This window comes from Duganella sp. AC917, assembly GCF_979258245.1.
On the sequence record NZ_OZ409848.1, the window covers coordinates 2,264,669 to 2,279,738 of the forward strand.

Consider the following 15,070-nt stretch of genomic DNA (forward strand, 5'->3'; position numbering starts at 1 on the left):
CCGCCAAAATGGAAGGGCCCGAGCGAAAATTTTGCATCCACCACCGATCCGCCCGATCAGGCCGCCGACGCCAGCGTCGCCGTCCAGATGCACTGTCCCTTGACAGCCTTGTCCAACCCGGCCAAGGTGGCCTGATGCGCGGCGATTTCCTCATCCGACGCCGGCAGGAAGATGATGTCGGCCAGCGGCACAGGTTCAAGCAAGGCGCCGCCCAAAACGACCTCTTCTTCCACATCCATGCCCAGGCTGTTCTGTCCGCGCGTCATCGATAGGTAGACGTCGGCCAGCAGCTCCGCATCGAGCAAAGCGCCGTGCAGCTTGCGGTGCGAGTTCGACACGCCATAGCGGTCGCACAGCGCGTCGAGCGAGTTGCGCTTGCCCGGATGGAGTTCCTTGGCGTGCACCAGCGTGTCGATGACGCCGCCGATGTGGGTCGAGAAATCCGGCAGCTTCAACAAGCGGAACTCGTGGTTCAAAAAACCCAGGTCGAACGGCGCGTTGTGGATGATGACTTCGGCGCCCTGGATGTATTCGCGCAATTGGTCGACGATCTCGTGGAACCTCGGCTTGTCGCGCAAGAACTCGGTGGTCAGGCCGTGGACGTTCAGCGCGCCCTCCTCCGATTCGCGGTCCGGATTGATGTAGACGTGGAAGTTATTCCCGGTCAGCATGCGGTTGTGCAGTTCGACGCAACCGATCTCGATGATGCGGTTGCCCAGCTTGGGGTTGATACCGGTGGTTTCGGTATCGAGAACGATTTGGCGCATAAGTACTCTGTGGTTGCTACGGTCAAGCGGAGAAGTATAACAGGCAGCTCATCAGCCCTGCGGCTGGGGCAATGGGTGGCTTAGCGGCCCCGCGCCAACTCGACGCCGCGGTTGGCCAGCATGTCGGCGCGCTCGTTGCCCGGATGGCCGTTGTGGCCGCGCACCCAGCGCCATTCGACCGTGTGCATGTGCTGGGCCGCGTCCAGCGCTTTCCACAAGTCCTCGTTCTTGACCGGTTCCTTGGCGGCGGTTTTCCAGCCGCGCGCTTTCCAGCCGTGGATCCATTCGCTAATGCCTTTTTGAACATACTGGCTGTCGGTGTGCAGCACTACCGTGCACGGGCGCTTGAGCGCGCTCAACGCTTCGATCACCGCCTGCAATTCCATGCGGTTGTTGGTCGTGTCGCGCGCGCCGCCGCAGATTTCCTTCTCGGCGCCGTCGGCCACCAGGAACGCCCCCCAGCCGCCCAGGCCGGGGTTGCCCTTGCATGCGCCGTCGGTAAAAATTTCCACCTTATCCATACTGCTATTCCCGCCTTTTATTTGTTGCAGGGACGACCACTGGGGACGTCGCCGATTTTTTGGTCCAAGCCGGACCGATCAGATGCATGCCTTTGACCCGCTTGATCGCTTGCACGATATAGACGCCGCCGAAGAACGGCCACCAGCGCGGCCCGGCATTATCCATGAATGCGTAACGGTTCAACCATTTTTCTGTGCGGCAGGCCGGCGCGTAACAGCCGAAATGACTTTGGCTGGCGCTCATGTTTAATAATTTTAACCAGTCTTTCATGCGCGGCATAGTGATCAGCTCCTCGGTGCGCGGCAGGAACGAGGTGCCGCCGACGCGCCGCATCACATGGCGCGCGCCCCACAGGCTGGCCGGGTTGAAGCCGCAGATGATGACCTGCCCTTCCGGTATCAGCACGCGCTCGACTTCGCGCAGCACCTGGTGCGGGTCGGCGGAAAATTCCAGCACGTGCGGCAGCACCACGAGGTCCATGCTTTGCGACGCGAATGGCAACTCGGTGTAGTCGAGCGTGAGCGCCACCGGACGCGGCGGCGGCGCCTGCGGCAATTCGATCACCGCAGCGCCTTGCGCCGGCGCCACAGCAACAGGCGTTGGCGCCAACGGCGCCCGCACCTTGCGGTCGGCCAACCATTTGTACGGCATGCGATTGGCCGAGAGCGCATCGATTTGAGGCATGCCGATCTGCACCGCGTTGAAGCCGAAGATATCGGCTGTTAAATTATCGAGACAGGTTTGTTCCCACGCACGCAAGTACACACCTGCGGGCGTCTGCATCCAGCCTTCCAGCGCTATAATGGATTGATCCGATCCCGCCTTATCCATGTCTAGCCTTTTGTGATCCAATGACCATATCTTCTAACCAAGCTCTCTGTGTTCTGACGGTTCCAGCATTCCACGACAACTACCTGTGGCTGATACATGATGGTGTACATGCCGCCGTAGTCGATCCGGGCGACGCCAAGCCGATTCTGGCGGCGCTCAAAGCAAACGGACTCAAGCTCACCGCCATTCTACTCACCCATCACCACGCTGACCACATTGGTGGCGTTCCCGAATTATTACAGCATTATCAGGTTCCCGTTTTCGGCCCGCGCAACGAGACCATTGCCGCCGTCACCCTGCCGGTCGGCGAAGGCAAGCAGTTCGACGTGCCGGGCCTGGCGCTGCGCCTGTCCGTGCTGGACGTGCCCGGCCATACGATGGGCCACATCGCCTACGTGCGCGAGCGTTCCGCCGACGAGCCGACCTGGCTGTTCTGCGGCGACACGCTGTTCGCGGGCGGCTGCGGACGCCTGTTCGAGGGCACGCCGGCGCAGATGATCAGCTCACTGGGCAAACTTGCCGCGCTACCGGATGATACCAAGGTGTATTGCGCCCACGAATATACGCTGTCCAACCTGCGCTTCGCGCGCGTGGTGGAACCGGACAATGTGGCGCTGCAGGAGCGTGTGAAAGTGGAGACCGACAAGCGCGAGCACAACCTGCCGACTGTGCCGAGCACGATCGGCGTCGAGAAGGCGACCAATCCCTTCCTGCGCTACCGGGAACCGGCCATCGCGCAGCATTTGGTCAAGGCCGGACGGCTCGATCGCATCGACACCTCGCTGGCCACCTTCACCGCGCTGCGCTTGTGGAAGAATGATTTTTGATGCGAAGACCGGCGGATAAATTTCATCCGTCGGCCTTGTTGCTGAATCTAACGCATTCAGTTTATAGCATTAAATCTCTTCATACAGCGGCAAGGTCAGGAACTCGGCGAACTCGCTCGAGGTCGACATCTGTTCGAAGATCTGGCCCGCGCGCACATAGGTCGGGCCGTCGCCGCCCGGCGCGTCGCGCTGCACCTTGGCCAGCTCCTCCGGGATCATCGCGCGCACCATGTCGGCCGTCACCTTGCGGCCGTCGTCGAGCACGCCCTTGTCCGAACGGATCCACTGCCACACCTGCGAGCGGCTGATTTCCGCCGTGGCCGCATCTTCCATCAGGTTATGGATCGGCACGCAGCCGTTGCCGGCCAGCCAGCTCCCCAGATAATGGATGCCGACGTTGATGTTGTAACGCAGGCCGGCCTCGGTGATCGGCGCTTCCGGCTTGAAGTCCAGCAGCTGTGCGGCGGACACGTCGATGTCCGGACGCTGCTTGTCGATCTGGTTCGGCTTGTCGCCCAGCACCTTGGTGAACTCGGTCATCGCCAACTCGACCAGGCCCGGGTGCGCGACCCAGCCGCCGTCGTAGCCGTCGGTGGCGTCGCGCGCCTTGTCGTTACGCACGCCGCCCATCGCCACATCGTTCTTTTCCGGATCGTTCTTGATCGGGATCAGCGCGGCCATGCCGCCGATGGCCGGCGCGTTGCGTTTGTGGCAGGTCTTGAGCAGCAGCAGCGCGTACGCACGCATGAACGGCGCCGTCATCGTCACCTTGGCGCGGTCGGCCAGGCAGAAATCCTTGTCCAGCTTGAACTTCTTGATGCACGAGAAGATGTAATCCCAACGGCCGGCGTTCAGGCCCGAGCTGTGCTCGCGCAGTTCGTACAGGATCTCATCCATCTCGAAAGCCGCCAGAATGGTTTCGATCAGCACGGTCGCCTTGACCGTGCCCTGCGGCAGACCCAGCTCGTTCTGCGTCATCACAAAGATGTCGTTCCACAGGCGCGCTTCCAGATGCGATTCCATCTTCGGCAGATAGAAGTACGGGCCGGCGCCGCGCGCCAGCTGCTCCTTGGCGTTGTGGAACATGAACAGCGCGAAGTCGAAGATGCCGCCGGAAATACGTTTGCCGTCGACCAGCACGTGTTTCTCATCCAGGTGCCAGCCTCGCGGCCGCACGACCAGGGTGGCGATCTTGTCGTTGAGCTTGTAGGACTTGCCGTTCTGCTCGAGCGCGATGGTGCGGCGCACGGCGTCGAACATATTGATCTGACCGGTGATCTGGTTGTCCCAGTTCGGCGTGTTCGAATCCTCGAAGTCGGTCATGTAGCTGTCGGCGCCCGAATTGAACGCGTTGATGACCATTTTGCGCTCGACCGGGCCGGTGATCTCGACGCGACGGCATTCCAGCGCTTTGGGAATCGGCGCGATTTTCCAGTCGCCGGCGCGGATATGCGCGGTCTCGGGCAGGAAGTCCGGACGCTCGCCCGCGTCAAGCCGCTTGGCGCGCTCGACACGCACAGCCAGCAGCTGCTGACGACGCGCCTCGAACTCGCGCGTCAGCTTGACCACCAGCGACAACGCATCGGCAGTGAGGATGTTTTCGTAGCCGGGCTTGATGTCGCCGGTGATTTGCATGCCTGCTGGCAAGGTGATGGTGGACTGCGTCATGATCGATCTCCGTAAGAAAACATTAACTTCCATACCAAATTATAAGCACTGGTGCTGCCCCCGCGCGCCTGAATCTTTTAGTGTGGCTGCTCGGTTACGCGGCGTTCTGTTTTACAGTATATTCACTCATAAGTTATGCAAACGAGACTAAAAATCACTTCATCTATGCGTTTTTATCACAAGTGAGAGGCAATGCCGCCGATGGGCCAGTTCAGACAGATATCCACCTTCGTTGAAGTCGTCGCCAAGGGCAGCCTGTCTGCCGCGGCCCGGGCCGAAGGCATCGCCCCGGCCATGATCGGCCGCCGCCTGGACGCGCTCGAGAGCCGCCTGGGCGTCAAACTCTTGCAGCGGACCACGCGCAAGCTGGCGCTGACGGACGAAGGCGCGGCCTTCCTGGAGGATTGCCAGCGCATCCTGGCGGAACTGGAGGAAGCCGAATCGGCGGTGGCCGAGCGCAGCGCCCATGCCACCGGGCATTTGATGATCTCGGCGCCGGCCGGTTTCGGCCGCCAGCATGTGGCGCCGCTGCTGCCATCGTTCCTCAGCGAGCACCGCGACGTCACAGCCACCCTGAACATGAGCGACCGCGTGGTCGACATCGTCGGCGAAGGCATCGACGTTGCGATCCGCATCGCCAGCCTGGCCGATTCCAACCTGGTCAGCGTCAAACTGGCCGACAACGAACGCGTGGTGGTGGCGGCACCCTCCTACCTCAAACGCTACGGCGAGCCGAAGACCCTGGCCGACCTGGCCAAACATAATTGCCTGGCCATCAGCAGCGAGGGCAGCCAGCGCGGCTGGACCTTCCGCGACAACGGCAAGAACGTGGTGTTGAAAGTGAACGGCAACATGGGATGCAACGACGGCCAAGTGCTGCACGATTGGGCGCTGGCCGGCAAGGGCCTGGCGTGGCGCTCAATGTGGGAGGTGGGCAGCGAAATCGAATCAGGCAAGCTGCAGACGGTGCTCGACCAGCACGCGGCGCCGGGCAACGATATCTACGCGGTGTTTGCGCAGCGCCGCCATTTGCCATTGCGCATACGCGCGTTTGTGGACTTTCTCCGGCACACTTACGCGCAGCAAGACTATTGGCGCAAATCGGGAAAGCAATAACTCTTATAAACTAGCAACCACAAAACTGTAGACGAAAAAAAATCCTCGGATACCGAGGATTTCTTTATTTCGTTTGATTCAGCGTATTACAGAGGCTGAATGTTCGAAGCTTGCTTGCCCTTAGGACCAGCGGTCACTTCAAAAGAAACACGTTGGTTCTCTTGCAGCGACTTGAAGCCTGCCGACTGAATCGCCGAGAAGTGAGCGAACAGATCTTCGCCGCCTTCGTCAGGGGTGATAAAGCCGAAGCCCTTCGAATCATTGAACCATTTTACGATACCAGTTGCCATTACAATTCCTATTTCAGTTAAGTTGGGCTTGCGCCCGTGATATCGTTTGAGGCAAGAAAGAAATGACAGCTTAACTGCACTACTCTTGAATCTAAACGATCCCGCATTATACCCATTTACGAGAGAAAAGCACGCGTTCACGAAAATAAATGCAAACCGCCGCTTTTTTTGGTAGAAAAACCGAGTTCATCGGGGTTCCCAACCGGTACTTCTGCTCTCGTTAGTGAGTGGTGTAACTGTCACTATAGACAAGTAAATGATAACTGGTTTGATATACATCAAGCGCACGCCTCAATCAAAAACTGTTGCATTCGCGTCACGGGCGGCCCAACGCAGCAGTTTTTCCACCTCCGGCACCACCGCATCCCAGCCTGAACCGGACGCCATCGCCTCGCGCAACATGTGTTCGATACGGCGCGCCTCCTGACCCAACGTACCGAAGCCGAAGGTGCCGGCCGAACCGGCCACGCCGTGCAGCAGCTCGTGGAGCTGGCGCATCGCCGCGTCGGTCGGCGTGCGCCCGTCAGCGCCTTCAGCGACACACACCGCCAGCGCCGACGTGATCTTTTCCATCGTCGCCGGCACGGTCGCGGCGAATTTTGCGTTGAGCGCCGCCAGGCGCGCGCGGTAATCGGGATCGACTGGAGTGGCCATGTGGTGCCTTATTTGGTACCGAAAATGCGGTCGCCGGCATCGCCCAGGCCAGGCACGATGTACGCGTGGTCGTCGAGGTGCGAATCGAGCGAGGCGCAGTAGATTTTCACGCCCGGATGCGACTTCTGGAACACCTCGACGCCTTCCGGCGCCGCCACCAGCGCCAGGAAGATGATTTGTTCGTCGGTGACGCCGCGCGACTTCAGCACGTCCACCGCATGCACCGCCGAATTACCGGTGGCGACCATTGGATCGCACAGGATGAACGTGCGCTCGGCCAGATCCGGCAGGCGTACCAGATACTCCACCGGCTTGTGGGTCTCGGGGTCGCGGAACACGCCGATATGGCCGACCCGCGCAGATGGCACGAGGTTCAGCAGGCCGTCGCTCATGCCGATGCCGGCGCGCAGAATCGGCACGATGGCCAGTTTTTTACCGGCGATGACGGGTGCGTCGATCGTCATCAGCGGGGTTTCGATGGTGCGGGTGGTCAGCGGCAGGTCGCGCGTGATCTCGTAACCCATCAACAGTGTGATTTCCTTGAGCAGTTCACGGAAGGTACGGGTCGACGTATCCTTTTCGCGCATGTGACTCAGTTTGTGTTGGATCAGTGGGTGGTCGGTGATGAAGAGATTGGGGAAGCGCGGATCTTGTTTCATTGTTTGCTCTTTTTAGACGGTTTATCGTGTCATGATCGCGCCATTATACTAGGCCGGCAGCAGCGCCCGATCAAGAATCGCCCCGCAATCCACGCCCGCCGGCAGCCGTCCGAAGGCCCCTCCGGGTTCGCGCGCCAGCCGCGAGGCGACGAACGCCGACGACACATACAAGGGCGCGTGGCGCAGCAGCAGGCCGGCCTGCACCGCCAGCACCACGCGTTCGGCCAGCAGCCGCGCGCCGAATTCGTCGGCCTGCGGCTGGGCCAGATCCGCCAGCAATGCCTGCGTATAGCGCACATAGTCGCCATGGCCCGGGATTTCGCCGGCGCCCTCTCCCACGCACGCCAGCTCGAGTTCCGCCGCCAGCGCTTCGCGCGCGGCCGGGGTTTTGCCGAAGGCCCGCAGCAGGTCGAGGCACATCACGTTGCCAGAGCCCTCCCATATGGAATTGACGGGCAGTTCGCGGTACAGGCGCGCCAGCGGCCCGTCCTCCACATAACCGCTGCCGCCGATGACCTCCATCGCCTCGGCGCCGAAGGCCGGACCGCGCTTGCAGATCCAGTACTTGCCGGCCGGGGTCAGAATACGCGCCAGCTGCTGCTGCGCCGGATCGCCGCCCTTGTCGAAGCAGCGCGCCAGCCGCATCGCGAACGCGGTGGCGGCCTCCGATTCCAGCGCCAGGTCGGCCAGCACGTTACGCATCAACGGCTGTTCGGCCAGCGGCTTGCCGAACGCCGAGCGCCCGCGCGCGTGGTGCAGCGCGTGCGTCAGCGCCGCCCGCATCGCGCCGGCGCTACCGAGCACGCAATCGAGCCGCGTGTGGCCGCCCATCTCCAATATCGTCGGAATGCCGCGTCCCGGCTTGCCGATCAACCAGCCGTGGGCGCCGGTGAACTCGACCTCCGACGAGGCGTTCGAGCGGTTGCCCACCTTGTCCTTCAGCCGCTGCACCCGGATCTGGTTGCGGCTACCGTCCGGCAGAAAGCGCGGCAGGAAGAAGCACGACAGCCCCGCGCTGCCGCCGTCGTCGGTCTGCGCCAGGATCAGGTGCGCATCGCTTTGCGGCGCCGAGAAAAACCATTTGTGGCCGACGATGCGATAGACGTCGACGCCGTCGTCGCCAAACCTGGCCCTGGCATCGGCCGGCAGCAGCGGCTCGGCGCGGGTGGTGTTGGAGCGGACGTCGGAACCGCCCTGCTTTTCCGTCATGCCCATGCCGATGATGGCGCCGCGCTTTTGCTCGATTGGCAACGAGCGCGGATCGTATTCCATGGACAGGATCTTGGGCAGCCATTTGGCGGCGATCGCCGGTGCCTGGCGCAGCGCGGCCACGCAGGCATAAGTCATCGTCACCGGGCATTGCGAGCCGTTTTCCACCTGGCCGAACATCAGATACTTCGCCGCCCGCGCCACCTGCGCGCCCTCGCCGCCCAGCCACGGCGAGGCGTGCGCGCCGTTCTCTATCAGTAGCGTCATCAGCTTATGCCAGGCAGGATGGAATTCCACCTCGTCGATGCGATGGCCGGCGCGGTCGAAGTTGTGCAGCGTCGGCGGATACTGGTTGGCCAGGCGCGCCAGGTCCAGCGTCTCGGCGCGGCCCAGTTGCTCGCCCAACGTGCGCAACGCCCCGGCCTGGGCGCCACCGCCCTCGCGCAGCAGTGCCTCGCACAACGCCGGGTCCGCAGTAAACAAGTTTAAATTTTCCAGCGGCGCGACGGTGTTACGCACCTGATGGGTGTCGAAAGGGTTGTCGAAAGCGTTCACGGTGGGTCTCCTCCGCGCGGTGTTGGGTTGAATTGACGAACCAGACTAGCGCAAACAAAAGTGCCAGGCAAGCCCGGTAATGGGCATTGGCGGAGGTCGCGCGGCGGCGACGAAAAGCGCTGGCGGCGTGCGATCCCTACCCACTTACCGCAGGTTTTTAGAGGTTTCTCAATAGAAATGAGTGAAACTCGACGGAATGTTGTCCGTTTTCATGTATATCCGAACTCATCAATGATACATTTCGTTCTGGTTTTGCAAGATAAAAGCAACCCAATTGTTACATGGACAACTTGAAAGTGTAGATTCACGCGATGCACCCCTCTCATCCATCACTGCCCGAGCGCGACCCGCGCAACCAGTCGGACCACTTCGTGGACCACCTCATGGAGGAAGCTGGCGATGTGGTTTTCCGTCTCGATCCGCTCGGCGCGATCGCCTTCGCCAGCCGCCGCGCGACCGCGCTGCTGGCACGCCCGGACGCGCTCACCGGCGGCACGCTGACCAGATTGATATGCGAAGCCGACCAGGCGCCGCTGGCGGCCGCCCTGACCGGGGTCGCCGAATCGCGCACCGCGCGCCTGATTGAGGTACGCCTCAAAACCCCGGACGCCGAGGTCTGGCACGAGCTGCGCATCTCCTGCCACCTCGACCAGCTACACGCCGTCGCGGGGCTGCTGGTGGTCGGGCGCGACATGTCGATCCAGCACGCCACCGAGGAACGCCTGCGCCACATGGCCACGCATGACGCGTTGACCGAGCTGCCCAACCGCCTGCTGCTGTCGGACCGCATGCGCATGGTCATCGCCAACGCGCGCCGCTCCGGCCAGGGCTTCGCCGTCGCCACCATCGGCCTCGATGGCTTCAAGAAGGTCAACGACGGCCTCGGACACCCGATCGGCGACGCGCTGCTGCGCACGGCCGCCGCGCGCCTGCGCAAAACCCTGCGCGACAGCGACACCCTGGCCCGCGTCGGCGGCGACGAATTCGTCGCCATCCTGCCCGGCACCGCCACCGAGGCGCAAATCAAACTGGTCACCGGCCGCCTGATCGCCACCTTGCAGTCGCCCTTCGAAATCGACGGCCATACCATCTATGTCGGCGCCTCGGTCGGCGTCGCCGTCTATCCGACCCACGCCGAGGACGAGGTACGTCTGGTCGCACTGGCCGATGCCGCCATGTCGCGCGCCAAGGAAACCGGCAAGGCGCGCTGCGTGGTCTACAGCCCGGCCGAAGCCGGCCCGCCGGCGCACGACATTTCGCTCGAGGCGGCGATGTTCCAGGCCGTGCGCGAGGGCGAATTCCTGCTGTATTACCAACCGATCGTGAACGCCAAGACGCGCGAGATTCAAGGCTTCGAAACACTGATGCGCTGGAAGCATCCGACGCTGGGCATGGTGCCGCCGGCCCGCTTCATTCCGATCGCCGAGACCAACGGCTTGATCAATCTGCTGGGCGCCTGGGCCCTCAAGGCCGCGTGCGTGCAGCTAAAACAGTTCCAGGAGGTGGCGAAACGCCCCCTGTACATCTCTGTTAATATTAGCCCCCGGCAATTCCGAAATGATAAGTTTCTTGACGTGCTCGACGACGCCATCGCGTTCTCGGGCCTACTTGGTGAGCAATTGGTGTTAGAAATCACAGAAGGCACATTGATGGTCGATCCGGTCCACGCCGAAGCTATCTTGTCCAAAATGGCGGAGCGCAACGCCCGCATCGCCATCGACGATTTCGGCACCGGTTACTCGTCGCTCGCCTATCTCAAACGCTTCCCGATTTCGGTGCTCAAGATCGACCGCGCCTTCATCCGCGACCTGCCCGACTCGCAAAAGGACGGCGCCATCTGCAACGCCGTACTCGATCTGGCCAAACACCTGGACTTGTCCGTGGTGGCCGAGGGCGTCGAAACGGAAGAACAACTGCATTTCCTCCAGCAGCGCGGCTGCCAGTACATCCAGGGCTACCTGACCGGCAAGCCGATGGCGGCCAACGTGGCGCTGGCCGCGCTCAGGGAAAGCATCCACGTCAAGGTCGTGCCGCCCGAACTGCGTCAGGTGGGACAATGACGGACGCCTTCAAAGCCAGCACGCCGCTGGGCGACCAAACGCTGGCCCAGCTCTGGGACTGCACCCGCCGGCGCGGCGACATGCCCGGCTTCGCCAAGGCCATCACCGCCATCCTTGGCGCCATGCGCGGCGAGGACGAGCAGGAATTCAACATGACGCGCACCGTGCTGTCGGACCCGGTGCTGACGCAAAAGGTGCTGCGGCTGGCCAACAGCGGCATGTACTCGGCGTTCGGCCAGCACGTCAACACGGTCTCGAAAGCGGTGCTGGTGCTGGGCACCGAGGCGATCGGCCACCTGGCGCTCGGGCTCAAACTGATCGAAGAGCTGGCCGTCGGCTCCGGCGACGCCACCATCGCCCATATCGAAATGGAAAAGGCGGTGCTGGCCGGGATCGTCGCCCAGCAAATCGCCTACACGGCCGAAAGCCAGCATGGCGAGGCCGCCGTGGTGTGCTCGATGCTGCATACGCTGGGCCGCATGATGATGACCTTTTATATGCCGGAACGCTGGCACGAGCTGCAGCGCCTGGCGGACCATGACGGCCGTGCCATCGACGACGTCGCACCCGAAATGCTGGGGCTTAGCCTGGAGGAGGTCGGCCACGCCGCCGCCCTGCACTGGGGGCTGCCGGCCAGCCTGGTCAAGGGCATGCGCAAGCTGGCGCCGGCCGACGAAGGCGCCGACGTCAGCGCCGCCGACTGGATCGCCGGCCTGTCGACCATGTCGGCCATGTGCGCCGAATCGCTGTGGCACGACGACCCGGCCGGCGCGGCCATCGTCAAGCAGCTGACCGAGAGCTACGCGGTGATGCTGGGCGTCGAGCCGGCCAATCTGATGCACGCCATCGAACAGGCCAAGGTGGTGGCGGCCAACGACCTCACGATCGCCCCGCTGTCGCGTCCCGCCGAGCGACGCGCCAAGGCGCTGGCCAAGACGCGCCAGCGCGCGGCCGGCAACAAGATCCTGCTCAGCGGCCTGGCCGACATGCGCGACATGCTCGACACGGCCAGCCCGGGCCAGATGGTGCAGATCGCGCTGGAGACCGTCTACAAGGGGCTGGATTTCTCGCGCGCGGTGGCGTTTGTCCGCAACCGCAAGGACAACCACTACGCGGCCAAGATCTCCTTCGGCGAAGGCACCAAGGAACTGCTGGCGGCGCTGACGTTCGACGACGCCTACGAACCGAACGTGTTCCACGCCGCGCTCAATAGCGACCGTGTGATCTTCATCGAGAACGCGCGCGACGCCAAGTTCGCAGCCAAGCTGCCGCTATGGTGGAAAAGTTCGCTGGCCGAGGCGCGCAGCTTCGTTATCCTGCCGTTGTCGGCCAACGGCCAGCCGGCCGGTTTCCTGTACGGCGACTGGGACGACTCGTTCCCGCCGATCCAGCTAAGCCAGACCGAATTCTCGCTGCTCAACGACATGCGCCTGCTGGTGGTGCGCGCGGTGGAGCGGCGCCATGCGCAGGAAATCGTCGGCAACCGGGTCTAAGCCCGGATAAATCAAACAGCGTCGCGCCGGCGCTGCCACCTGAACGACAGCACGGCCGCCACGCCGGACGCCAGCGACAGCACCGACGCCACGTAGTACACCGACTGCGGCCCCACCCGCTGCCACCACTGCGCCAGAAACAGCCCACCCAGCGAGCCGCCGATGCCGTACGAAATGCTCATATACAGCGCCTGCCCGCGCGCCTGCAGCGGCCCGGAAAACCAGCGCTGCAACGTCATCACCGACGACGAGTGATGCAGCGCGAATGTGGCCGCGTGCAGCACCTGCGCCACGATCAACAGCCAAAGCAAATCCGAGCCGACGCCGATCATCACGAAGCGCACCACCGCCACGCCCAGCGCCAGGTACATCATCCGCATCGCGCCCCAGCGCTTCAACAGCGGCGACTGGAAGTAAAACAGCAGCACCTCGGCCGTCACCCCCAGCGACCACATGGCCCCGATCACGGTCTTGCTGTAGCCGTGCCGTTCGAGATACAGCGAATAAAAGGTGTACAGCGAGGTATGCGCGGCCACCATCAGCGCGGTCGATGTGAAGAAGGCCAGCACCTCGCGCCGCCGCAGTAGCGTCATCAGCGGCAGCGGCGCCTCCTTGTGGGTCCGGCGCGGCACATCGCGCAAGCGGAAAGCGGCGGCGATGGTGAGCACCAGCAGCGCGGCCGCCACCCACGGCAAGGTGGTGATGCCGTAGTGCTCGAGCGCGTACGAGGCCAGGGTGACCGCGACGATGAAGCCGATCGAGCCCCACATCCGTATGCGGCCGTAAAAGGTCAGGTCGCCGCGCATCTCCGACAGCATCAGCGCCTCGCAGATCGGCGCCTGGCCGCTGGTGAACAGATTCAGGAGGATCATCGCCAGCAGGAAGTGGGCGAAGGTGCTGCCGACCAGGAAGCCGGAAAACGCCACCAGCGCGGCGAAGCCGGCCAGCCGCAGCACCAGCACGCGGCGGTCGTAATGGTCGGCGACGTAGCCCCACACATTGGGGCCGACGATGCGCAGTACCTGGATCATCGACATCAGCACGCCGATCTGCGCGACCGTCATGCCCTGATCGGCGAAATACAGAGTCGCGTAGGTGCTCCAGGTACCCGCGTGCGCGTAGTAACAGAACAGGAATAAGGCGAAGCCGAGCGCCTGCGCCGGCACCGCTTACAGCGTGATGTCGGGGGTGGACACCTTGACGTCGCCGCATTGGGCGCGGTGCATCAGCGCGTGGTCGATCAGCACCAGGGCCAGCATGGCCTCGGCGATCGGCGTGGCGCGGATGCCGACGCAAGGATCGTGGCGCCCGAACGTCTCGACCACGACCGGCTTGCCGTCCTTGTCGATCGAGTCGCGCGGCGAGCGGATGGACGAGGTCGGCTTGATCGCGATCGATACCGTGATGTCCTGGCCGGTCGAAATGCCGCCCAGCACGCCGCCGGCGTTGTTGCCGATGAAGCCTTGCGGCGTCAGCGAATCGCCGTGCTCGGTGCCCTTTTGCACCACCGACTTGAAGCCGGCGCCGATTTCCACGCCCTTGACGGCGTTAATGCCCATCATCGCGTAGGCGATGTCGGCGTCGAGCTTGTCGTAGATCGGCTGGCCCAGGCCCACCGGCACGTTGCGCGCAATGACGTCGATGCGCGCGCCGACGGAGTCGCCGGCCTTGCGCAGCTCGTCCATCGCCGCCTCCATGCGGGCGATCAGGCCGGCGTCGCCGCTGGCGGCGAAGAATGGGTTGTCGTGCACGTGCGACCAGTCCTGGAACGGCACCGGGATGTCGCCCAGTTGACTCATGCAACCGAGGAATTCGGTGCCGTATTGCTGTTTCAGCCATTTCTTGGCCACGGCCGCCGCGCCCACCACCGGCGCGGTCAGGCGCGCCGACGAGCGGCCGCCACCGCGCGGATCGCGCACGCCGTATTTATGCCAGTAGGTATAGTCGGCGTGGCCGGGACGGAAACTGTCGACGATGTTGCCGTAGTCCTTGCTGCGCTGGTCTTCGTTGCGGATCAGCAGCGCGATCGGCGTGCCGGTCGTCACGCCCTGGTAGACGCCGGACAGGATCTCGACCGTGTCCGGCTCCTTGCGCTGGGTGACGTGGCGCGACGTGCCCGGCTTGCGGCGGTCCAGTTCAGGCTGGATATCCGCCTCCGACAACGGCAAACCCGGCGGACAACCATCGATCACGCAGCCGATCGCGGGACCGTGCGACTCGCCAAAAGTAGTAACAGAAAACAATTTGCCAAATGTATTGCCGGACATAGGAAGAGAATCTTCGGAAAAAGGTGAAAAGTTCCTCATTCTACCAGCCAGCCGCCGCTCGGGGCCGGTCGCGGCGATAATTTGCATATTGACAAGTGTATCTTGGTAAAATGCTATCTAGTTGTTACAACTAACCGACAACTATGTAGCAA

General features: G+C 63.0%; 14 protein-coding genes. 4 read left to right on the top strand and 10 right to left on the bottom strand.

Annotation, left to right across the window (positions count from 1 at the left end):
- Positions 1-56: 56 nt before the first annotated feature.
- From dnaQ to ACZ0BA_RS09795, 3 genes are all read right to left on the bottom strand, one after another.
- Positions 57-767 (bottom strand): DNA polymerase III subunit epsilon, encoded by a 711-nt coding sequence (gene dnaQ / locus ACZ0BA_RS09785; RefSeq protein ID WP_463451087.1) that lies wholly within the window; start codon positions 765-767, stop codon positions 57-59.
- A gap of 80 nt (positions 768-847) precedes the next feature.
- Positions 848-1,288 (bottom strand): ribonuclease HI, encoded by a 441-nt coding sequence (gene rnhA / locus ACZ0BA_RS09790; protein WP_463451088.1) that lies wholly within the window; start codon positions 1,286-1,288, stop codon positions 848-850.
- A gap of 4 nt (positions 1,289-1,292) precedes the next feature.
- Positions 1,293-2,120, bottom strand: a complete 828-nt coding sequence (locus tag ACZ0BA_RS09795; RefSeq protein WP_463451089.1) for a class I SAM-dependent methyltransferase — start codon at positions 2,118-2,120, stop codon at positions 1,293-1,295.
- A gap of 20 nt (positions 2,121-2,140) precedes the next feature.
- On the opposite strand from ACZ0BA_RS09795, the gene gloB reads away from it, so the two are divergent.
- Positions 2,141-2,947, top strand: a complete 807-nt coding sequence (gene gloB / locus ACZ0BA_RS09800) for a hydroxyacylglutathione hydrolase (protein WP_463451090.1) — start codon at positions 2,141-2,143, stop codon at positions 2,945-2,947.
- 69 nt (positions 2,948-3,016) lie between these two features.
- Here gloB and aceB read toward each other — a convergent pair whose 3' ends face one another.
- On the bottom strand, positions 3,017-4,615 hold the full coding sequence (gene aceB / locus ACZ0BA_RS09805) for a malate synthase A (RefSeq protein ID WP_463451091.1): 1,599 nt from the start codon (positions 4,613-4,615) through the stop codon (positions 3,017-3,019).
- Positions 4,616-4,816: 201 nt separating this feature from the next.
- Here aceB and ACZ0BA_RS09810 point away from each other — a divergent pair, with 201 nt between their 5' ends.
- A complete protein-coding gene (locus ACZ0BA_RS09810) occupies positions 4,817-5,731 on the top strand; it encodes a LysR family transcriptional regulator (protein WP_463451092.1) in 915 nt (304 codons plus the stop codon).
- Between the two features lie 86 nt (positions 5,732-5,817).
- Here the strand turns inward: ACZ0BA_RS09810 and ACZ0BA_RS09815 are convergent, their stop codons facing one another.
- The 4 genes from ACZ0BA_RS09815 to ACZ0BA_RS09830 all read right to left on the bottom strand — a co-directional run bounded on the left by ACZ0BA_RS09815 (position 5,818) and on the right by ACZ0BA_RS09830 (position 9,098).
- Positions 5,818-6,021, bottom strand: coding sequence for a cold-shock protein (locus ACZ0BA_RS09815; protein ID WP_008448165.1), 204 nt, complete (start codon positions 6,019-6,021; stop codon positions 5,818-5,820).
- A gap of 291 nt (positions 6,022-6,312) precedes the next feature.
- Positions 6,313-6,675, bottom strand: coding sequence for an Hpt domain-containing protein (locus ACZ0BA_RS09820; protein ID WP_463451093.1), 363 nt, complete (start codon positions 6,673-6,675; stop codon positions 6,313-6,315).
- An 8-nt stretch (positions 6,676-6,683) separates the two neighbouring features.
- Positions 6,684-7,334: a uracil phosphoribosyltransferase gene (gene upp, locus ACZ0BA_RS09825; protein WP_463451094.1), complete on the bottom strand. Its 651-nt coding sequence runs from the start codon at positions 7,332-7,334 to the stop codon at positions 6,684-6,686.
- 48 nt (positions 7,335-7,382) lie between these two features.
- On the bottom strand, positions 7,383-9,098 hold the full coding sequence (locus tag ACZ0BA_RS09830) for an isovaleryl-CoA dehydrogenase (RefSeq protein WP_463451095.1): 1,716 nt from the start codon (positions 9,096-9,098) through the stop codon (positions 7,383-7,385).
- A gap of 311 nt (positions 9,099-9,409) precedes the next feature.
- Between ACZ0BA_RS09830 and ACZ0BA_RS09835 the strand changes: the two genes are divergently transcribed.
- Positions 9,410-11,158 carry a putative bifunctional diguanylate cyclase/phosphodiesterase gene (locus ACZ0BA_RS09835; protein WP_463451096.1) on the top strand — a complete coding sequence of 583 codons (1,749 nt, stop codon included), beginning with the start codon at positions 9,410-9,412 and terminating at the stop codon, positions 11,156-11,158.
- Positions 11,155-12,651, top strand: a complete 1,497-nt coding sequence (locus ACZ0BA_RS09840) for an HDOD domain-containing protein (protein WP_463451097.1) — start codon at positions 11,155-11,157, stop codon at positions 12,649-12,651. Before ACZ0BA_RS09835 ends, ACZ0BA_RS09840 begins: the two co-directional genes overlap by 4 nt.
- Positions 12,652-12,662: 11 nt before the next feature.
- Here the strand turns inward: ACZ0BA_RS09840 and ACZ0BA_RS09845 are convergent, their stop codons facing one another.
- Together ACZ0BA_RS09845 and aroC are read right to left on the bottom strand one after the other, a co-directional pair.
- Complete coding sequence (locus tag ACZ0BA_RS09845; RefSeq protein WP_463451098.1) at positions 12,663-13,817, bottom strand: MFS transporter; 1,155 nt, start codon at positions 13,815-13,817, stop codon at positions 12,663-12,665.
- 3 nt (positions 13,818-13,820) lie between these two features.
- Positions 13,821-14,918 (bottom strand): chorismate synthase, encoded by a 1,098-nt coding sequence (gene aroC / locus ACZ0BA_RS09850; RefSeq protein ID WP_463451099.1) that lies wholly within the window; start codon positions 14,916-14,918, stop codon positions 13,821-13,823.
- Positions 14,919-15,070 lie beyond the last annotated feature (152 nt).